Genomic DNA, 20,351 nt, shown 5'->3' on the forward strand with positions numbered 1-20,351 from the left:
GTAAAGGAGGATATCACCATGGGTAATTTACTAGAAGTTAAAGACTTACATGTTTCCTTTGGGACCTATGCAGGTGAAGTCCAAGCGGTTCGTGGCGTTAGTTTTGAAGTGAAACATGGGGAAGCAGTTGGTATTGTTGGAGAATCAGGATGTGGAAAAAGTGTAACGGCAAAATCGATTATGAAGCTATTGTCTACACCACCTGCTAATTATAAAAGTGGATCGATTATATTCAATGGATCAGATATGATTCCAAAGAGTGAAAAGGAAATGCAAAAAATACGTGGAAATGAAATCAGTATGATTTTTCAGGATCCGATGACTTCCTTGAATCCAACAAGTAAAATTGGTAATCAAATTATGGAGGCAGTCCTGCAGCATAATAAGATACCTAGAAAAGAAGCAAGAGAAGTTGCCAGGAAAATGCTTGAACTAGTTGGTATACCACAACCTGAAAAAAGATTAGACCAGTATCCACATGAATTTTCCGGTGGTATGAGACAACGGGCAATGATTGCTATGGCACTTGCCTGTCGCCCAAAATTATTAATTGCTGATGAACCGACAACAGCTTTGGATGTAACTATTCAAGCACAAATTTTAGAGTTAATGAAGGATCTACAACAAAAAACAGAAACTTCTATTATATTAATCACTCATGATTTGGGTGTCGTTGCGGAAATGTGTGACCGTGTAATTGTTATGTATGCTGGAAAAGTGGTAGAAACGGGAACGGTTGAAGAAATCTTTGAAAAGCCACAGCATCCGTATACAAAAGGACTATTAAAGTCAGTTCCTAGATTGGATATGGATAAAAAAGAACCACTTGCTCCAATTATTGGGACACCACCAGATCTGTTAGATCCACCGAAGGGTTGTTCATTTTATGCAAGATGTGAAATGGCAATGAGGATTTGTAAAGATTACTCACCTGAGCTAGAAGAGGTTGATAAAGGACAAACAGCTGCCTGTTGGCTTCATCATCCAATGGCGACGATGAAAAAGGCAAGCGGGAAATAGGGAGGGGAAAAGATGAATTCGAAAACAATGGAAGCCAATCAAACAAACGAGACGAGCACTCTTACTCCTCTTATCGAAATCAAAAACTTAAAAAAGTATTTCAATATTGGTGGTCAACCATTAAAGGCAGTGGATGATTTAAATTTAGACATTTATCCAGGCGAAACAGTTGGGCTTGTAGGTGAAAGTGGTTGTGGAAAATCAACAGCGGGTCGCACGATCATTCGTTTATATGAGGCAACTGAAGGGGAAGTTCTTTATAATGGAAAAAATATTTACGATAATAATAGCAGTGAAATGGCTAAAATTCGCAAAGATATTCAACTGATTTTCCAAGATCCATATGCTTCCTTAAATCCACGAATGACTGTAGAAGAAATTATTGGTGAACCACTAACCATTCATGGTGAATTAACCGGTAAAAAGAAACGTGAGCGTATTCTTGAATTATTAAAACTAGTCGGCTTGAACCCTGAACATATCAATCGTTTTCCACATGAATTCAGTGGAGGGCAACGTCAGCGGATTGGAATTGCTCGTGCACTTGCGTTAAATCCCAAATTTATCGTATGTGATGAACCAATTTCAGCTCTGGATGTTTCAATCCAAGCCCAAGTTGTAAACCTGTTAAAAGATTTACAGAAAAGCATGGGTCTTACCTACTTATTTATTGCCCATGACCTTTCAATGGTAAAATATATTTCTGATCGTATCCTTGTTATGTATTTAGGAAATATGATGGAGCTTTGTGAGAGTGAAGAACTCTATGAGGAGCCACTTCACCCATATACTCAGGCATTATTATCGGCTGTACCGATTCCAAATCCGAAGTTGAAACGGGAAAGGATCGTGTTACAAGGAGATGTTCCGAGTCCAATCAACCCACCAAGCGGTTGTGTATTTCGAACTCGCTGCCGCCATGCAATGGACATCTGCGCACAGAAGAAACCTGACTGGAAAGAAGCAAAGCCAGGACATTTTGTAAGTTGTCATCTTTATAATGATAGTAAATAGGTTATTGAATGAATAAAAAGCTGAGAGAATGTTTGAAATTAGATTCTCTCAGCTTTTTTAGGTTGTGTATTATTTGCCCGATCTATAGGATAAGAGGATTTTATAAGTGCTCATTCCATGAAGGACAAAATCACCAAAGCAAATCAAAATGGTTGTTGTTTTTAAGATTTAATTGACCATGATCCTTAAAATATAATGATGGATAGTTGTAAAGCAATAAGACCTAAAGAGATAATAATGGACAAAAGACTGCGTACTCCGGATTTCCAATCCTTAACTGAGAATAAGCCTATTATGCTGAGATAGAATGTGATTAGTGATAATATAAAGGTAATGTATAATGGATGAATGGTGGTAATTGTAGTAGGAAAATCAAAAAAATAAACAAACGTAAAAAGAAGTATGCTGATGAATGCTAATAAAAATGAATATAGATTTATTCGTACAGTCATAGAAAAATCCACCCTTCGTAAATAAATTGTCTATTTTGTGTCTAAAATATGTATATTTAATGAATATTCGATAAGTTATTTGTAAATCCTTTATTTTCTAGAATTTTTTTGCTAGTAAATTTAAGGCTGTAATCCCTGTAAGACCTGCTAGAATCCTTTATTGGTAGTAAAAGCGGGTAGTTGGGTTTATACAAAAGCAATAAACTAAAAGAAAACAGCCTTAGTAAAAGAATGTGGCTTGTTTTATTCAGGTTGCAAACTATCTGAACAGTGTCTTTCAAAAAAAAGAGCAAATAAGTTAAAATAAGTTGGGTGCACAGGAGGGATTGTATGTGCGGTCGTTTTAATTTGTATTCAAATATCGATATTTTATTAGATCAGTTTGAGCTTATTAATGGCGATATGTTTGAAATTTTACCTAGATTTAATATTGCTCCAAGTCAAGATGTTTTAGCAATTATAGAAGGAGAAGATGGAAGGCGAGGCGGATATTTACGTTGGGGGCTTATTCCTTCTTGGGCGAATGATCCAAAAATTGGGTATAAAATGATTAATGCTAGGGCGGAAACAATCCATGAAAAGCCAAGCTTTAAACGATTGCTAACAAGGAGACGATGTTTAGTAATAGCTGATGGTTTTTATGAATGGAAAAAGGATGGAAATAAGAAGCAGCCATTTCACATTTTTTTAAAAGATAAACAACCATTTGCTTTTGCAGGACTCTGGGATCGCTGGATTCAAGCAGGGGAAATAATACAAACATGTACAATTATTACGACGAAGGCCAATGAATTGATGGCTGATATTCATGATCGAATGCCTGTTATTTTAACAAAGGAGTCAGAGCGGCAATGGCTTGATCGTAAAATTCAGGATGAAGACCAATTAAAGTCTTTATTAATCCCCTATGATTCAACTGCAATGGATGCATATCCTATTTCTGAATTTGTTAATAGCCCCCGAAACGAAGGAATCGAAATATTAAACTCACTTTAATGTAAAGGTAGGATTGGATGAAAAAGCAAAAGATATGGTGGGCTATAGCCATCATTTTATGTGTGATTATTTATTGTTTCACAGCTTCACCAGAATCAACAGGATCTAATACGCAAGATTGGATCGAGCGTGTAACCGGATTGAATGGTGGCGCAGCAGAAGTGTTAAATTTCATTATTCGAAAACTAACCCATATTTGTATTTTTGGGTTATTAGGGATCTTGTTATATTTTGCATTTCGAAAAAATAAGCTCTTTTTTGCTTGGTTTTTAACAACTTTGTTTGCAGCGAGTGATGAATATCATCAATCACTTGTACCAAATCGGACAGCTTCAGTCACAGATGTGTTACTAGATTCAGGAGGCGCACTACTAGCAATACTTATTGTTAAGCAAATAATGAACAAAAAAAGAGCAAATAAAACTAATCAGTGAGGATTCTTTCTTCACTGATTTTTTTATTTTATTTTCTTTGGGGGTGTCTATTTTTTCCTTTCACTTATATATAAGGAGTGAAAGGAGGTGAACAACATGGCACAGGTACTTTTAAAGGGTTCAAGCTTAAAATTAGTTTTTGACAATGGTTTAGACGATAATGGCAAGCCAGTCTATCAATCAAGGACCTTCAACAATGTTCGTCTTGAAGCCACACCAGATGAACTTCTGCAAGCTGCACAAGCAATCGGCTCATTATCTCAGAAGAATCTTTTTAGTATTGAGAGAAATGACAGCTCAGATGTTAAAGCATAAGATTCGTTCACTTAGCAACTTATAGGGAGGTGATAGTTTTGAAAACTTTAGAATTACAATTCACGACTGATGATAATAAAACGGCAAGAATTTCAATTGAAGCTCCAATTGAACCAGTTGATACAGATCAAGTAAAGGCTGCGATGGCAGATATTATTGAATCAAATGTCTTTCGTACTTCAAATGGTTCAGCATATATGGGATTGAAGGGGGCTAGATTGATTGAAAATAATATCACAGAGATTATGATTGATTAATCTAAGCTTGAAAGTAAAGGTCTGCGTCCACAATGGACAGGCCTTTATTTATTACTAATGAAAGGAGTGGTAATAAGTGGACCAACTCATGCCTTTCATCAGTGAGGTAGGCTTTCCAATCATTGTGACCCTGTATCTTCTTTATCGAATTGAATCAAAGCTAGATGCAGTTGTCCAATCTATTCAAAGTCTTCCGGAACGATTGAAAAAAGTAGAGTAAATTTGAAAAGGGCTATCTCACTATAGCCCTTTTCAACAAAGATCATTATTAACGAATTTCAAAAAACTCTTTATCACCATGATGAATGAAACCTGATTTTACCACTTTTACCTGCTGTCCATCTTTTAAATTAGTAAACACAACAGGCGTGATTAATGATGGTACTTTATTTTTAATGGCTTCAATATCGATATCAGCTAATTTTTGACCAATTGATATTTGATCACCTTCATTTACATAGACAGTAAATCCTTCACCTTTAAGATTAACTGTATCGAGCCCCATATGAATTAATACTTCGAGACCGTCATCGGATTCAAGTCCGATTGCATGCTTTGTTGGGAATACTGATTTGACAATACCATTAAATGGAGCATATACTTCACCATCTTGTGGATCAATACCAAAGCCATCCCCCATCATTTTTTGTGAAAAGACTTGATCAGGAACCTTTTCAATCTCCATGATCTGCCCAGTTAAAGGGGAGGAGAATTGTTGAATGTTCACATGTGCTTTTTGATCCTCAGTTTCGACAGCCTTCTCTTGTATTGGAGATGTTGCCGGTACGGGTGGCTGATCCATGGCATAAAGCTTCTTTAAAGCATTAGCAGCAAATTCTACATCTGGACCAACAATAATTTGTACACTCGTTTTGCTCGTTTTCATGACGCCTCTTGCACCATAGCGTTTGATCATACTGTCATTAACATCTCCGCTATTTTTCACATCAAGACGTAAACGAGTAGCGCAATTATCAATATTAGTTAAGTTCTCTTTACCGCCAAGTCCAGCTAAAAATCCCGTAGCCATTCTTGTATATTTATCATCACCAGTAACATTTTCTACTTCATCATTTACCTCTTCTTCATCTTCACGACCAGGCGTTTTTAAATCACGCCATTTAATAAAGAAATAGAAGACAACGAAATAAACAACTGCGTAAATGATACCAACTAAGATTAGTAAAAGCGGTTTCTGGGCAATTCCAAAATTCAAAATATAATCAATTAAGCTTGCAGAGAAGCTAAACGATGTATGAATACCTAATAAATACGTAATAGCAAAAGAAGATGCAGTTAGTAAAGCATGAATTCCGTAAAGTAAAGGTGAAATAAACATAAAGGAGAACTCAATTGGTTCCGTAACACCTGTTACAAATGAAGTTAATGCCATACCAAGTAATAGTCCTGCTACCTTTTTCCGTCTTTCTTTTTTTGAAGCCATAATCATAGCAATACATGCAGCTGGTAATCCGAACATCATAATTGGGAAGAACCCAGTTGTAAAGACACCGGCCGTTTTGTCACCATGAAGGAATCTCGTAATATCCCCATGATAAACAGCACCAGCAGCGTCTGTAAGTGTTCCGAAATCAAACCAAACTAACGTATTGATGATGTGATGTAATCCTAGTGGAATAAGTAGTCGGTTTAGGAAACCAAAAGCACCATAACCGAATGCCCCACTAGTAGTAATCCAATGAGCTAACGAATCAATGCCATTTTGTACATATGGCCATACATATCCAAAGACAATCCCTATTATAACGCTTACAACAGCAGTAATAATTGGGATGAATCTACGTCCTCCAAAGAAGGAAAGCCATGTAGGCAATTGGATGTCATGAAAGCGGTTATAAAGTAATCCAGCAGCAATCCCCGAAATGATTCCTCCTAGAACCCCCATATTTACGGAAGGATCAATCGCGTGTGTAGTGAAAACTAATACCATATAACCAATGGCACCTGCAAGAGCGGCAGCTCCATTATTATCCTTTGCAAAACCGATGGCTACTCCTATCGCGAAAAGCAAAGCCAAATTGCTAAAAACTGCTCCAGGGTCATTGGCGGGATCCAATGTCATGCTTCCGAAGAAAGCATTCCCTGCTTCTGCAATAAATTTAATATCAAGTAAATCTGGTTGACCAAGGCGTAACAGTAATCCAGCAGCTGGAAGTACAGCAATGGGCAGCATAAGTGATTTACCGATTTTTTGTAAAAATGATAGCATAATGCCCACCTCAAGAAATTTTATTACGTAAGCTCGATAAATGGTGAAATTTATCGAAGAAACTACGTAATGTAAGAATAGTATAAAGTGATAAAGATGTCTATACCAGTTTTACGCATTTTACTATATCGAAATAATTAAATTATTGGTAATTTACGAATAATCTTTTCTAGGCTCCCGCTTATCCATTTCCTGAATAATATCTATAAGATCTCCTACAGCACGTTCCCGAATGTAGTCATGCTTTTCCTCTAAATGGACAGCTACACTAATAATCATTCGTTTTATATATGTCCAGTCTTCCTTAAAATTTAAAAAATCGATATTTTCCAATACTAAATATTCCTCCTTATATCACGTGTTTTCCTAAAAGTAATTACATGTTCAATCTGGAGCAGAATTAACAATAATTTAACCGAAAATATCCAGCACTATTCTATTGATTTCCTCCTTAATCAAAAAGATTGCAGAGGTCAGAATGAATTTATTATAATTAATTATGTTGGAGAAGTACCCAAGAGGCTGAAGGGGACGCACTCGAAATGCGTTAGGGGTTAACTGCCCGCGTGGGTTCAAATCCCACCTTCTCCGTAAGAGATGTGAATAATATTTTTGATTTATTTAAGATGGTTATACAAGACCATCTTTTTTTATGTTAGAATCTTCGGATTTTAAGGTCCCTCCTTTCGCTACTTTTTTTCATATATTTGCAGCTCATTTCTCATTAGAATGCAGAAGGTTGAAGTTCTTTAACTCATTATTTACCGTGCTATTTTACAAATCCTCAAATTCATTATTGATTCCTCCACAATAGAAATTCTTCAAGTGACCAAATCGTATCCGCATTGAATAAATCTTAAAAAATTTTTATTCTTTTTTTCGATTTTTTTAAGATGCAGTTTATTGGCAGTTTATGTGTTAGATGTACGATAAGGATGTTCATGATTTTACTTATAGATAAGGAGAGATGATTTTGTCTGTAAAAAAGGAAGAATAACCTTTGGTTATTACTCGCTGTTAATTACGCGGCAAATCATTTATATGATCTGCTACAAAATGGATTCTTCGGGGTCTAAATACGCTTTATAAATTTTATGATGCACACAACGGAGGTAAATATATGAATAAATTAAAAGTAATGATGGTAGCATGTGTTGCGGTTGCAGTCCTGCTTGCAGCATGTCAATCAAAGCAAGAGGTAAATGATCCTGCATCTAAAGAGAGAGAAACAAAAACAGAAGTAACTAAAACAAATGATGAAAAAACTTCCGAAGCTAAATTGACTAGAGGCCAAGAAATGGCAGAGATACTTAGTAGTACAAATTGGCAAGGTACAAAAGTGTATGATAAAGATAATAATGATTTAACAAAAGAGAATGCAAATTTTATTGGTCTAGCGAAATACGATGCTAAAACTGGTAGATATGAATTTTTCGATGCTAAAACGGGAGATAGTAGAGGAGATAAAGGAACTTTCTTTATCACTAATGATGGAGAGAAACGAATATTAATTTCAGAATCAATGAATTATCAAGCTGTTGTCGATATTACGGAATTAAATAAAGATATATTCACATATAAACGAATGGGCAAAGACGCTAATGGTAATGAGGTAGAGGTATTTGTTGAACATATTCCATATCAGGACAAAGAACTTACTTTTACTGATCAAGACAAGAAGTTAGACACTTCTACAGGACAGATCGTTACAGACGTTGATGGAGATGAGATTTTATCAGACACTTTATGGCATGGAACAAAGGTATTAGATGAAGAGGGTAATGATGTAACAGCATATAATAAGAATTTTATTAGTATTGCAAAATTTGATAGTCAGACGAATAAATATGAATTTTTCAATCCGGAAACTGGAGAAAGTCGCGGTGATTATGGCTATTTCGATATTGTGCACGGAAATAAAATTAGAGCACATGTTTCTTTAGGAGATAATAAATATGGTGCGGCACTTGAACTGACCGAGCTTAATAATGATAAATTTACGTATAAAAGAACTGGTAAGGCTAAAGATGGTAGCGATATAACTGTATTCGTTGAGCATGAACCTTATAAAGGAGAGTTAAAACCGGAATTTACCCATTAATAAAGTCTTATGGCACAAGCATATTAGTTTTAAAAGAGGGAATGGGGAACCATTCCCCCAATTTGTTTGATGGAATATAAGAACTAGACAGAACGAACCTTCATAAGAATCGCTGTTATAATGCTTTTACAAAAGCAACAAATATTCCACAATCGATAAGTAATATGTTTTGGTAACTTCTTGTATTAAGATATTCTTAAAATTAACACCACCCAGACTACATTTCTTGAATGTAGAATAAGAGGGAAGGAGGGAATGACAATATCTATTAAAGTAAGGTTTCTGTTGTCTTATATTGGAGTAATTGTTTTTTCAATTGTTTTATTATTAGTAGCTACTTTTTTGATTATATTTTCGATTACTGGCGATTTAAAATCCATCGAGCATTTTTACAAAAATACTTATGTTCAAAAGCCTTTAACCCCTGTAGAGGAAAATGCATTCCTTGATTTAAAGCTTCTGGCTAAGCATACTCCTGATAAGCTACTGGATCAAGAATTAGTAAGGAAGATCGATCAAAAGGATATAAGCATTATTGTAAGAAAAGACGCTAAAATCACTTATCAGTCGCCTACCTTTGACGGTCAATCTTTACTGAAAGTGCTTCCGCCTTTCGAAGAGACAAATATAAATTCTCGCGATACGATAAAAGTCAATCGTTTATTTTTTACCTACGTAAAATTTGATTTCCGCTTTTCAGATAAAGAAAAAGGAAGTATTTTTGTTTTAAGAAAAGTAAGTTCTTACGCTGAGTTATCTAAAGAGTTATTTCCAATTTTATTAGGATCATTGCTCCTTCTTTTTATTATGATGATAGGTGTACTGAATTACTTAGTGTCAAGAAGCATTATCAAGCCAATATCTATTCTAAGAGAGGGGGCAGAACGGATAAAATCTGGAGATTTAAACTTTCAAATTATTCCCTCCTCAAAGGATGAGATTGGACAATTGAATCAAGCATTTGAAGAAATGAGAATTAAGTTAAAAGATTCTATCGACCTACAGCTCCAATATGAAGAAAATCGAAAAGAATTATTATCAAATATTTCGCATGATTTAAAGACCCCTATTACATCGATTATTGGATATGTTGAAGGAATAAAAGATGGTGTAGCGAATACACCAGAAAAAATGGATAAGTATTTGACGACAGTTTACACAAAAGCAAGGGACATGGACCTATTGATAGATGAATTATTTTTATTCTCCAAACTAGATTTACAAAAGGAACAGTTTTCATTTGAAAAGATCGAACTTGTTCAATATATGAAGGATTATGTAGAGGAGCTATCACTTGATCTACTTCAACAAGGTATCCTTTTGGAATTAATCCATACGCTAGGGGAAACTTTTGTCATTGCTGATAGGGAAAAGCTAAAACGTGTTATGGCCAATTTAATAAATAATGGTGTTAAATATATGGATAAAAGTGAAAAGCATATTATTATCGCTCTAAGGGAGAGAGCTAAGGATATAGTCGTTCAAGTGACTGACAACGGATGTGGTATTAAACCTGAAGCTTTGCCTTATATATTTAATCGGTTTTACCGTGCAGAGCAGTCTCGAAATTCTCAAACAGGTGGTAGTGGCTTAGGATTAGCCATTGTCAAAAAAATAATCAATGAGCATGGAGGCGAGATTTGGGCAACTAGTGAGATAAATAAGGGGACAAGTATTTGTTTTACGTTAAATAAAGCTATGGAAAAAGGTGAGTAACATTGAAAAAGATCTTACTTATAGAGGATGAAATAAGTATTGCAGAATTAGAAAAGGATTATCTAGAATTAAATAGTTTTAGTGTCGATATACAACATTCGGGTGAACAAGGTCTCCAATCTGCACTTGAACAGAATTATGATTTGATTATTCTAGACATCATGCTTCCTGGAATTAGTGGATTTGAAATTTGTCAAAAAATACGAGCAGTGAAAGATATTCCAATACTCTTAGTATCAGCTAAAAAGGAAGATATTGATAAAATTCGTGGTCTTGGCTTTGGGGCAGATGATTATATTACAAAGCCCTTTAGTCCTAGTGAACTTGTGGCAAGAGTAAAAGCCCATTTAACACGCTATGAACGACTGGCCGGTGGGAATGTATCAACAATCATCAATGTTCATGGAATTACAATTGATAAAGTAGCTCGCAAAGTTCATATTAATGGTGAATATGTATTTTTTACAACAAAGGAATTTGACCTGTTAACTTTTTTGGTTCTGCACCCCAATCAAGTATTAAATAAAGAACAGTTATTCGAACGAGTGTGGGGAGTAGATTCTGCCGCAGATGTATCAACGGTTACTGTTCATATTCGTAAGTTACGTGAAAAAATCGAAAGAGATGCTGCACATCCAAAATATTTAGAAACAGTATGGGGAGCCGGATACCGTTTCAATGTATAAATCTTATATTTTTCCAATGTTAAGGGCGTTGAAGCCTCTTACCTGCTTAGATAAGTAAAACGGCCATTATAAATAATACAACGCATTCATAATAAAGGTCTATTCTATTTACATGGATCTTTCCTCTATTTGGGAAAGTACTAACTCAAATATCGGTTGAAAACCGGGCCCCTCATTCAGTAAAGAAGTTGATTCGAATAGTATCGAAATCAACTTCTAACGAGTTCTGATAAGCGATTAATTCCGTATTCAATTGTTTCTTCATCCACTTTTGAAAAACCTAATACCAAGCCTTTACGCTTGCTTTTCAGACAATAAGGGCTAAGCGGATAGACACGTATGCCATTTTCAATGGCTTTTTTCATTATCCCCTCTTCATCAAATTCCTCATTCGCCTCAAGCAGCATATGAAGACCTGTTTCTACCCCTTTAACAGAAAATACTTCCTCTAATTTCGTTTCCGCAATCGCCTTGATCATTGCTTCATGTCTTCTTCGATAGATATTTCTTGTGCGTCTCATATGTCTTGTGAAATGGCCTTGCTCAATAAAATGAGTGAGTGTTAGTTGTTCCATAATCGGAAGATGACGAGAAGTAAGCTCGTATACTCGAGACATTTGTGAAATGGCCTCAACAGGTCCGATAATCGCAGAGATCCGAACCCCTGGTGCAGTCATTTTGGAAAAACTTAAAAGATAAAGGGTGCATCCGGGTTCTTGACTAAATAATGTCGGGAGAGGTTCCCCGCTGTATCTAAACTCACCATCATAATCGTCCTCAATAATCCAGGCATGATTTTTCTTTGCTAGCTCCGTTAATTCTTTTCTCCTTTTGAAAGACATAATGACACCAGTGGCAGACTGATGAGAGGGTGTTACATATATCAGCTTTGACGATTCTGGAATACGATTAACTTTAATTCCATGCTCATCAACAGGTACAGGTACGACGTTCATACGTCGGTATTTCATAGCTAGCCAAGCAGGTGGAAATCCTGGGTCCTCAACGGAAACAGTATCTCCTTCTAATAAGAGAGCCTGTGAGATTAAGTCCACACTCTGTTGGGCTCCAGAGGTTAATAAAATTTGATTTATATCAACATGAATTCCCCTCTCAACAGATAAATAATGTTGAATTTGTATACGTAAAGGCTCATAGCCTAAAGAATTTCCGTAACTCCAGCAGGATAAATCTTCTCCAGAAGTGGAATGGATGAAGGACTGTCTCCATTTTTTCTGAAATAGAGTATCGATATATGGTTCATGGGGGGAAAAATCAATAATTATTTCACTTTTCCCCCTGCTTCCAGACCATTTCTGTAATCGTTGAACACTCTCCTCAAGTATAGGGATGGCTGGGGGAGATAAATAATAGGCGCTTTGTTCATCAGTTGAAATGACCGAAGGATTCCAATCACTAACTCTTGTCCCACCCCTACGTGATGTCACGATATAGCCTCTGCTGAAAAGCTCTTCATAGACTGCTTGTACAGTTGAACGAGAAATGCCTAATTGTTGAGCTAGCTCCCGAGTCGGGGTCAGCTTATAGCCTGCCTTCCATTTCCCGCTTGTAATATTTTCTATCGTTTGATCAAGTAATTGTTTCCAGATTGGTTTTTGATTTTTACGATCTATTTTTATCATCATATCCCTCCTTTTATGGATTGATAAAAATTAATGGTTATGGATATATCTTACCAATCCAAACCCCGATATACTACCACTAAGATGAAAATAATTTTTATTGTCAAAAAACTCCTTTCTTTAAATAGAAAGAGGTTGATTGAGAGTGAGAGAAAAAAAGGAGTGGGAAGAATGAGTCAATTAGGTACAGATCGTGTTAAAAGAGGGATGGCAGAAATGCAAAAAGGCGGCGTCATTATGGATGTCGTGAATGCAGAGCAGGCAAAAATTGCTGAAGCAGCAGGGGCAGTTGCAGTAATGGCGTTAGAACGAGTTCCATCAGATATAAGAGCAGCAGGTGGGGTTGCCCGTATGGCAGATCCAACGATTATTGAAGAAGTAATGAATGCTGTTACAATCCCAGTTATGGCAAAGGCAAGAATCGGTCATATTGTTGAGGCGCGTATTTTAGAGGCGATGGGTGTTGATTATATTGATGAAAGTGAAGTATTAACACCAGCGGATGAATTATATCACTTAAACAAACGTGATTTCACCGTACCTTTTGTCTGTGGTGCACGTGATTTAGGAGAAGCAGGTCGCCGTATTGGTGAAGGTGCTTCTATGATCCGTACGAAAGGTGAGCCCGGAACTGGTAATATTGTTGAGGCTGTGAGGCATATGCGTCAAATGCAAGCACAAATCAAAAAGGTTGTCGGTATGTCGACAGATGAGTTAATGACGGAAGCAAAAAATTTAGGGGCACCCTATGAATTATTGCTAGAAATTAAAGAAACTGGAAAACTTCCAGTGGTTAATTTTGCAGCAGGTGGAGTGGCGACACCAGCAGATGCGGCACTAATGATGCAATTAGGTGCAGATGGAGTCTTTGTTGGATCCGGAATTTTTAAATCCGATAACCCTGAAAAATTTGCACGTGCAATCGTTGAGGCAACTACTCATTATACTGATTATGATCTTATTGCGAAATTGTCTAAAAACCTTGGAACAGCGATGAAAGGCATAGAAATTTCTACACTTGCAGCAAGTGAGCGAATGCAAGATAGAGGTTGGTAATCTATTTAAACTTAATATTTGTTAAAAGGGACAACCTATTTTATAAAAGGTTGTCCTTTTTATTTGCAAGATTATATCCTGAATTACAGTTTCAAAAATAATAATATTATTCGGGTACTATGCCTTCGCACCCCTTGAGGAATTCAAGTTAGAATCCAATAAACATGTGCAAAATCAAGTGAAACTAGGATGTTTAATTTTCATTTTTAGAAGCATCTCTTAGGGATGTTTCTTTTTTGACTGTTTGTAGATAGTACGTTGTTTTGTAATAAAACTACTAAAAGCTTATACATCTAAAGGATTTAGGGTTTTTAGAAGTTTGTAGCTTTTTTCTGTGAAAATAAAACTCCGCCTTTAAGAATAATTTATTAAGTTTAAACTTGATTAAAATGGTGCAAGCTATAAATAATTTAATTTGGGCAATAGGAAAGCAGAGCTACCGAATTTTTCGGTTTCTCGTTTAACTTTTCTGTTGTTTGTCTATAATGCTAATTTAAGTTGACTCATGGTAGGGTTCCTTATTCTGAAGCATATGATAGACAATAGTTAGCATTCGATGTCCGATGGCAACGAGTGCTTTTTTCTTTCCCCTTCTTGCAGCTAGTGACCAATATTTGATTCCTAATCTTTGATTCCGACTTCTTGAAACAGCCCACGCAGCCTCACACAATGCAGATTTAATATGAGGATTTCCTTTAACCGTTTTAGTGTTTTTTTTCCTTCCAGCACTTTCGTGATTTCCGGGCGACAATCCTGCCCATGATGCAAGATGTTTGGAGGTTGGAAATTGTCCCATATCTACTCCTATTTCCGCAATGATAACAGCTGCCGTGTCTTTCTTAATTCCCGGCATTGTAACCAGAAGCTGTACTTCCTCCTGATAGTTGGATAAAATGACGTCGATTCTTTTCTCGATATCTAATATTAATTCTTCTAAATTAACAATGTGCATCCAAGATTGCTTAATAAGAAATAGCTGGTGATCATTTAATGTTCCAAATAGTGAGTCGGTAATCAATTGCTTTTTATGGGCCATTCTTCCATGTATCTTTTGTTCGACATCTTCTTGATCGATATAACCTTCATTCATCAGTTGTTCCAATAGTTTTCGTCCTGATACTCCAAATATATCTGAAATAACTGTGCTTAATTTGATGTTTGAGGACTCTAGTACCTTTTGGATTCGGTTTTTTTCGGATGTCATGTGTCCAATCCATTTTTTTCTGAGGCGAGTCAAATCTCTCAAATTTCGAAAGTCTTCGGGAGGGACAAAACTTTTCTCTATTAAGCCATGTCTTAATAATTTAGCAATCCATTCAGCATCCGAAACATCTGTTTTCCTTCCAGGGACATTTTTAATCCTTTGAGCATTTGCCAAAGTAATATCAAAGAAATCCTCCAAGATATTGTATACAGGTTTCCAGTAGACGCCTGTACTTTCCATTGCGATGTGGGTTACTTCCTTCTCCTCAAGCCATTTAAGAAGATGAAACAGATCCTTCGTCAAAGTAGGAAATGTTTCGGTCTCCTTAATCAAGTCAGTTTCTGATTCTCCAAGAATGACACAGGCAACTATTGTTTCCGAATGAACATCTAGGCCTGCACATCGTTTGTGCAATGTTTCCATTTCACTCCACCTTCTGAAAATATTCCACAAACAGTGGAATGAATTTGAAATTAAACATTTTTCTGTTCGTAGTCATCTCTCGAAATTGAGAGAGCTAACAATGGGTTGTGCACCAAATTCATTCCAACAGTTTTCTCAACAGGGTAAGACCACCAATAAGAGCTACGTCATATACTCACTGTTTGTGGTATCTACATTATGGGACAGAGAACCCATTTTCATTCTGGGTTGAGAGCGAAAGATCATGAAAGTTTTCTCAGAAAATGAAGGGTGTTGTCAAACTTTAACCCATTTTATTCGTTGAAATTTCAGTTAAGTAGTAAAAATGTTCGATAAAATAGCCTTTATTTTTTAAATTTCAGATAGGGTAGGTCGCAGGTCTGATAAAAAAATAAAGCTAGGGTGCGTTAAATACATTAAGAGATTTCTTTATCATAAAGGTATCGAAAGGAGAAATGAAAATGAAAAAATTCTTGATGGTTTGTATAGGTATTGGGTTAGGGATTATAGCTTTATCCAGTTTAGGGAATTTGATTGGATTGGTCATCAGTGTGATTGTCGCATATTTTTCACTTAAGCAATTTCTTAAATCAGATTCATTAGGTGGAAAAATAGTATGGGCGATCATCGGTTTAATGGGAGTATCTGCAACATTTGCTAATCTTCCTGCCTTAGCGGGGGTTTTAGCCATCTATCTTTTATATGTAGGTTATAAACATTGGAAAAAGGAAGAAAAACCAGCTAAAGCATCAAAAGATCCATTCACAAATTTTGATCAACAATGGAATGAAATCCAAGGAAAATTCAAGTAATAAATAGACCCCATGTATATAGCAAAATCATTAATCAAATGAAGGAGAATGAAATATGACTACATTATTTGAAAAAATTAAAAATATAATAAAAGAAGATTTACAAGTTGGTATGGAAAAAAAAGACGATACACATCCGATTGCATTATTAAATAAGTATCTTCGTGAAAGTGAAGAGGAGACCAATAAAGTCGCGAAATTAATTGAAAGACAGCATATGTTGAAAGAAGAGTTTCAAAGAGAATTGACACAGGTAGAAGAAATGCTTGCAAAGCGGAATAAACAAGCTGAAATTGCCTTAAAAGCAAATGAAATGTCATTACATGAAACAGCTAAACATGAAGAGGCGTTGTACCAGGCACAGGCAGAGAGATTAAAAGAAGCTTATCAGCAAACTTCGGTTCAATTAGAGGACCTTGAGAAGAAGCATAGGGAAATGCAAATGAAATTAAAGGATATGCATATAAAACGTTTGGAATTAATGGGGCGTGAAAATGCCATTCAAGTAAATAAGAAGGTAAATTCAGTTCTTGATCATTCTACAGACGGGAAGGCATCATCCAGATTCGAGGATACACAGCGCTATATGGATCAGCTTGAATCGAATACAAATCCGGGATTTGATCGAAATTCATTTGATGCAAAAATTGAACAATTGGAAAAAGAACTGAATGAGAAAAACAATAATATATAATCTTAGAAAAGGTTGATTAAAACACCGTTTTAGTCGACCTTTTTTAGGTTAAGTAGTGATACATGTCATAATTGATAGTAAGTTAAGTCTGCCATAATCGATTCTCCGCGCTTATCTCCAGGATATCAAAGAAAAAATTTTCCCCTTAGATATCGGGGTTAGTCGCGCCTTTTTAATAATTGTAAAATTGTATATCCATCGGATGGCTTTCCACCGATGCGGTAGGGAATAAGGTTAATCAAGAAGAGCCAAAAATTAAATAGCACAAAAAGTTCCCAAATCATTAAGTGATTAAGAGGAATATAATAATGAAGGAAAAAACCAACAATGCCATTTAATAAGGGGCCAGAGCTACTGATGATGATTCGTTCAATTTTTGAAAAAAAGGGTTGGCGCTCACATGATGTATGTGCTCCGAGAAAGTACAAAAGATGTAAGGAGAGTTTCCACTTTCGACCTGTTAAAGTAAAAATCTTTTTTCCAGTTCCAATCATCATTTCTATATGAGTCGCTCTCATCACCATAGCGCCCAATGCATGTCCAAACTCATGGATCAAAATGGTCAATGGGGCAAAAATAAATAAAAATAAAAGAATAATCATGTCAAACGACCTTTTTGCTTTTATTTTAACATTTTACCTTTCATTTTTGTTAACGAACTTGTATTAGTCATAATGAAGCGATATATTTTTTTTGTTGATAATTCCGACCGGTTTAGTGGAAATTTAATTGAAGAACGTATAAAATAAATACAAAACTTAACTGGTGAGGTGTAGTCAATGGATTTATTATCAATGCAGACCTTAGAAGATCGATTACATGCAATTAATGACCTTATTCCAGCTTTTAAACAACGTGCGGCTAACAATGATTCTACAGGTCGTTTTCCTTTTGAAAATATACAAGACTTAAAGAATAGTAATTATACACAACTTACTGCTCCACGAGAGTTTGGGGGCGGAGAAATTCCCTTATATGACTTTGTTCGATTCCAAGAAGCGATAGCGATTGGAGATGGTGCCACAGCTTTATCCATTGGCTGGCATATGGGGACGATGATGAATTTAGCAAAAAATCGACCATGGAAGGAAAGTCTATTTACTTTTATCTGTCGAGAAGTGCAAAATGGTGCACTCCTAAATGTGTGTGCAACGGAAGAACAAACAGGCAGCCCCACAAGAGGTGGGAGACCATTGACTACGGCGATCAAAAATGGTGATACATGGGTCATTAGCGGAAGGAAATCATTTGCAACGATGTCTCAAATGCTTGATTTCTTTGTAGTATCAGCAACGATTGAAGAAACGGATGAAGTGGGTTTTTTCTTAATTCCTAGCCAAGCAAATGGTGTATCCGTAGAAGAAACATGGGATAGCATCGCAATGAGATCATCGGGTAGTCATGATTTAGTTTTGGAAAATGTAGTGATTCCATTGGAGTATTTGACTGAAAAGCTGGTGCACAGGAAAAAGACAGCTACAGGCTATTTATTACATATCCCAGCATGTTACTTAGGGATTGCTGAAGCTGCAAAGAGAGAAGCCGTTCGCTTTGCGAAAAACTATAAACCAAACAGTTTGCCGCATCCAATATTCGAATTACCTGCTATCCAGCAAAAAATTGGTGAAATTGAACTTAAGCTGTTGGAATCACGGCATTTCCTCTATTCGGTTGCAAAGATGTGGGATGAGTCTTCAATAGAAAAACAAAATCAACTTTCACCAGAGCTAAGTGCGGTTAAATTATCAGTAACGAATAAGGCAGTAGAAATTGTTGATCTAGCGATGAGAATTGTCGGGGCAAGAAGTTTATCCGAAAAAAGTCCATTACAACGTTACTACCGAGATGTACGTGCAGGACTACACAATCCACCGATGGATGATATGACATTAATGCTGTTGGCAAAAAGAGTGTAAGGGACCAAATGGATATCAAAAGAATAAAATAGCAGCGATACACAGTATAAAAGTGTTCGCTGCTTTTTTTTAGGCATGTATTTTTTTGATGTCACTGCAGCTTTATTATTTTGGCTGTTTTCGTATCGTTTGTTGCTTTTGTAAAAAGCGCAACTGCCGGCTTTTACTCCCAATAAAGGATTCTAGCGATTCTTATGGGGATTACAGCTCTTTTCAGTAAAATGAAATGCGTAGCGATCCTCAGTCGATATTTATACTTATAACTTTACTTAAATAGCAACAATGTTTAAGAAAAGAGGCAATATTTTTTTAAAAAATAGTCAAAACCCCAATCGATTGAAGGCAAATTACCATAGTCTATTAATGTAAAGCTAAGAGGAGGTGTTAATAAATGGGTGGAGCTGGATATGGAACAGGGTTTGCATTGCTCGTTGTCCTATTTATTTTACTAATTATTGTTGGAGCAGCTTATCTGTATTAAAAATTATTTAATAAAAAGGAGATGGCTACAAGAATGTTCGGATATGGTTGCGGTTGTGGCGGCTATGGTGGATATGGAGGATATGGTTATGCACGGGGAGGATTTGGAGCAGGATTTGCGTTAATCGTTGTATTGTTTATCCTTCTTATTATTGTTGGAGCAGCATGGTTATAAAATAGACGTATAAATGGGGGTGTCTATTTTTGGGCAGCCCCTTTTTATTCCTAATATTAACATTCCTTAAAAAGATTTCAATAATATATCTTAATTTCTTTAAATAGGTTATACTAAAGATAGTACATAGAAGGGAGAAGAACGAATATGGCATATTTTAAAGGCCAGAAAGAGCCTGTTCCCGAAGTTGAAACGAATGTTTGGTCATGTACAAGTGAAAGCTGCCAGGGGTGGATGAGAGAAGCTTTTACCTTTGACGAAAATCCGAAATGTCCACTTTGTGAATCGGATATGAGTAAGGAAACAAGAGTTTTACCCGTAATTGAATAAAGCAATCCTATTTTGTTGCTTTCGTAAAAATTGAAAAGCAAAGCAATAAACTATTTGTACTCTCAATAATTGATAGTAGAAAGACTGTCAAAAAAGGATCATAACTCATCACATGCAGTATATTTTTAATACTGTTTTTTTATAGGGGGATGATCTTTTGTATTTTTGGCAGTCTTTTTTTTATATTCTGATTTTGGTTAAAATGACCTATTTATTTAGAACTATACCTTAACCAGACCTCTTCCTTCTTCCTGTCTTTTGTCCTATATATCGCAAAAAAAAATGCTGATAAAGTTATTGATAGGTATGTCACATTTCTATGAATCTTGTAAAAAAAGTGTGTCATATTACAAAATTCCTATGGGAGGTCACACATGAAGAAGGTTAAGAGTCTGTT

The 20,351-nt window shown here is 35.9% G+C and carries 22 protein-coding genes, 1 tRNA gene and 1 pseudogene; 18 read left to right on the forward strand and 6 right to left on the reverse strand.

Translation table 11 applies throughout. The annotated features are described in order from the left end of the window. Positions 1–18: 18 nt before the first annotated feature. Complete coding sequence (locus tag MHI39_RS02680) at positions 19–1,020, forward strand: ABC transporter ATP-binding protein (protein WP_058004056.1); 1,002 nt, start codon at positions 19–21, stop codon at positions 1,018–1,020. 12 nt (positions 1,021–1,032) lie between these two features. Next, a complete protein-coding gene (locus MHI39_RS02685) occupies positions 1,033–2,034 on the forward strand; it encodes a dipeptide ABC transporter ATP-binding protein (protein WP_058004057.1) in 1,002 nt (333 codons plus the stop codon). Positions 2,035–2,219: 185 nt separating this feature from the next. On the opposite strand, the gene MHI39_RS02690 is transcribed toward MHI39_RS02685, so the two are convergent. Further along, positions 2,220–2,486 carry a hypothetical protein gene (locus tag MHI39_RS02690; RefSeq protein WP_251339734.1) on the reverse strand — a complete coding sequence of 89 codons (267 nt, stop codon included), beginning with the start codon at positions 2,484–2,486 and terminating at the stop codon, positions 2,220–2,222. Between the two features lie 330 nt (positions 2,487–2,816). Between MHI39_RS02690 and MHI39_RS02695 the strand changes: the two genes are divergently transcribed. From MHI39_RS02695 to MHI39_RS02715, 5 genes are all read left to right on the forward strand, one after another. Beyond that, positions 2,817–3,482: an SOS response-associated peptidase gene (locus MHI39_RS02695; RefSeq protein ID WP_058004058.1), complete on the forward strand. Its 666-nt coding sequence runs from the start codon at positions 2,817–2,819 to the stop codon at positions 3,480–3,482. Positions 3,483–3,499: 17 nt separating this feature from the next. After that, a complete protein-coding gene (locus tag MHI39_RS02700) occupies positions 3,500–3,916 on the forward strand; it encodes a VanZ family protein (RefSeq protein ID WP_058004059.1) in 417 nt (138 codons plus the stop codon). A 96-nt stretch (positions 3,917–4,012) separates the two neighbouring features. Further along, positions 4,013–4,231, forward strand: coding sequence for a DUF1659 domain-containing protein (locus tag MHI39_RS02705; RefSeq protein WP_058004060.1), 219 nt, complete (start codon positions 4,013–4,015; stop codon positions 4,229–4,231). Between the two features lie 29 nt (positions 4,232–4,260). Beyond that, positions 4,261–4,488, forward strand: coding sequence for a DUF2922 domain-containing protein (locus MHI39_RS02710; RefSeq protein WP_342540647.1), 228 nt, complete (start codon positions 4,261–4,263; stop codon positions 4,486–4,488). A gap of 76 nt (positions 4,489–4,564) precedes the next feature. Then, positions 4,565–4,708, forward strand: a complete 144-nt coding sequence (locus MHI39_RS02715) for a YvrJ family protein (protein WP_058004062.1) — start codon at positions 4,565–4,567, stop codon at positions 4,706–4,708. 48 nt (positions 4,709–4,756) lie between these two features. Here the strand turns inward: MHI39_RS02715 and nagE are convergent, their stop codons facing one another. Together nagE and MHI39_RS02725 are read right to left on the reverse strand one after the other, a co-directional pair. After that, a complete protein-coding gene (gene nagE / locus MHI39_RS02720; RefSeq protein WP_342540648.1) occupies positions 4,757–6,718 on the reverse strand; it encodes an N-acetylglucosamine-specific PTS transporter subunit IIBC in 1,962 nt (653 codons plus the stop codon). A gap of 153 nt (positions 6,719–6,871) precedes the next feature. Next, on the reverse strand, positions 6,872–7,051 hold the full coding sequence (locus tag MHI39_RS02725) for a hypothetical protein (RefSeq protein ID WP_058004064.1): 180 nt from the start codon (positions 7,049–7,051) through the stop codon (positions 6,872–6,874). Positions 7,052–7,222: 171 nt separating this feature from the next. Between MHI39_RS02725 and MHI39_RS02730 the strand changes: the two genes are divergently transcribed. The 4 genes and pseudogenes from MHI39_RS02730 to MHI39_RS02745 all read left to right on the forward strand — a co-directional run bounded on the left by MHI39_RS02730 (position 7,223) and on the right by MHI39_RS02745 (position 11,221). Next, positions 7,223–7,309: transfer RNA gene (locus MHI39_RS02730), tRNA-Ser, on the forward strand. A gap of 685 nt (positions 7,310–7,994) precedes the next feature. After that, positions 7,995–8,819 (forward strand): annotated as a pseudogene (locus tag MHI39_RS02735) (DUF4822 domain-containing protein); the annotation flags it as partial. A 261-nt stretch (positions 8,820–9,080) separates the two neighbouring features. After that, on the forward strand, positions 9,081–10,535 hold the full coding sequence (locus MHI39_RS02740; protein ID WP_342541414.1) for a HAMP domain-containing sensor histidine kinase: 1,455 nt from the start codon (positions 9,081–9,083) through the stop codon (positions 10,533–10,535). Positions 10,536–10,537: 2 nt separating this feature from the next. Then, complete coding sequence (locus MHI39_RS02745; RefSeq protein ID WP_058004066.1) at positions 10,538–11,221, forward strand: response regulator transcription factor; 684 nt, start codon at positions 10,538–10,540, stop codon at positions 11,219–11,221. A gap of 209 nt (positions 11,222–11,430) precedes the next feature. Here the strand turns inward: MHI39_RS02745 and MHI39_RS02750 are convergent, their stop codons facing one another. Further along, the gene (locus tag MHI39_RS02750) at positions 11,431–12,864 is read right to left on the reverse strand and encodes a PLP-dependent aminotransferase family protein (RefSeq protein ID WP_342540649.1); all 1,434 of its coding nucleotides are present in this window, start codon (positions 12,862–12,864) and stop codon (positions 11,431–11,433) included. A gap of 171 nt (positions 12,865–13,035) precedes the next feature. Between MHI39_RS02750 and pdxS the strand changes: the two genes are divergently transcribed. Further along, positions 13,036–13,920, forward strand: a complete 885-nt coding sequence (pdxS, locus tag MHI39_RS02755) for a pyridoxal 5'-phosphate synthase lyase subunit PdxS (protein WP_058004068.1) — start codon at positions 13,036–13,038, stop codon at positions 13,918–13,920. Between the two features lie 493 nt (positions 13,921–14,413). Here the strand turns inward: pdxS and MHI39_RS02760 are convergent, their stop codons facing one another. Continuing rightward, a complete protein-coding gene (locus tag MHI39_RS02760; protein WP_259544790.1) occupies positions 14,414–15,547 on the reverse strand; it encodes an IS110 family transposase in 1,134 nt (377 codons plus the stop codon). Positions 15,548–16,008: 461 nt separating this feature from the next. Here MHI39_RS02760 and MHI39_RS02765 point away from each other — a divergent pair, with 461 nt between their 5' ends. Together MHI39_RS02765 and MHI39_RS02770 are read left to right on the forward strand one after the other, a co-directional pair. Continuing rightward, positions 16,009–16,359, forward strand: a complete 351-nt coding sequence (locus MHI39_RS02765) for a hypothetical protein (protein ID WP_058004069.1) — start codon at positions 16,009–16,011, stop codon at positions 16,357–16,359. Between the two features lie 55 nt (positions 16,360–16,414). Further along, a complete protein-coding gene (locus tag MHI39_RS02770; RefSeq protein ID WP_058004070.1) occupies positions 16,415–17,053 on the forward strand; it encodes a PspA/IM30 family protein in 639 nt (212 codons plus the stop codon). A gap of 158 nt (positions 17,054–17,211) precedes the next feature. On the opposite strand, the gene MHI39_RS02775 is transcribed toward MHI39_RS02770, so the two are convergent. Next, positions 17,212–17,655: a site-2 protease family protein gene (locus MHI39_RS02775; RefSeq protein WP_058004071.1), complete on the reverse strand. Its 444-nt coding sequence runs from the start codon at positions 17,653–17,655 to the stop codon at positions 17,212–17,214. A 177-nt stretch (positions 17,656–17,832) separates the two neighbouring features. Here MHI39_RS02775 and MHI39_RS02780 point away from each other — a divergent pair, with 177 nt between their 5' ends. From MHI39_RS02780 to MHI39_RS02795, 4 genes are all read left to right on the forward strand, one after another. Then, positions 17,833–18,969: an acyl-CoA dehydrogenase family protein gene (locus MHI39_RS02780; protein WP_342540650.1), complete on the forward strand. Its 1,137-nt coding sequence runs from the start codon at positions 17,833–17,835 to the stop codon at positions 18,967–18,969. Positions 18,970–19,360: 391 nt separating this feature from the next. Then, the gene (locus MHI39_RS02785) at positions 19,361–19,450 is read left to right on the forward strand and encodes a YjcZ family sporulation protein (protein ID WP_071977175.1); all 90 of its coding nucleotides are present in this window, start codon (positions 19,361–19,363) and stop codon (positions 19,448–19,450) included. Between the two features lie 33 nt (positions 19,451–19,483). Further along, complete coding sequence (locus MHI39_RS02790; RefSeq protein ID WP_083498398.1) at positions 19,484–19,624, forward strand: YjcZ family sporulation protein; 141 nt, start codon at positions 19,484–19,486, stop codon at positions 19,622–19,624. Positions 19,625–19,771: 147 nt separating this feature from the next. Next, positions 19,772–19,954, forward strand: a complete 183-nt coding sequence (locus MHI39_RS02795) for a cold-shock protein (protein WP_058004073.1) — start codon at positions 19,772–19,774, stop codon at positions 19,952–19,954. The last annotated feature ends 397 nt before the right edge of the window (positions 19,955–20,351 follow it).

Origin of the sequence: Heyndrickxia sp. FSL K6-6286, assembly GCF_038630395.1 — a bacterium.
GTDB lineage: Bacteria > Bacillota > Bacilli > Bacillales > Bacillaceae_C > Heyndrickxia > Heyndrickxia oleronia.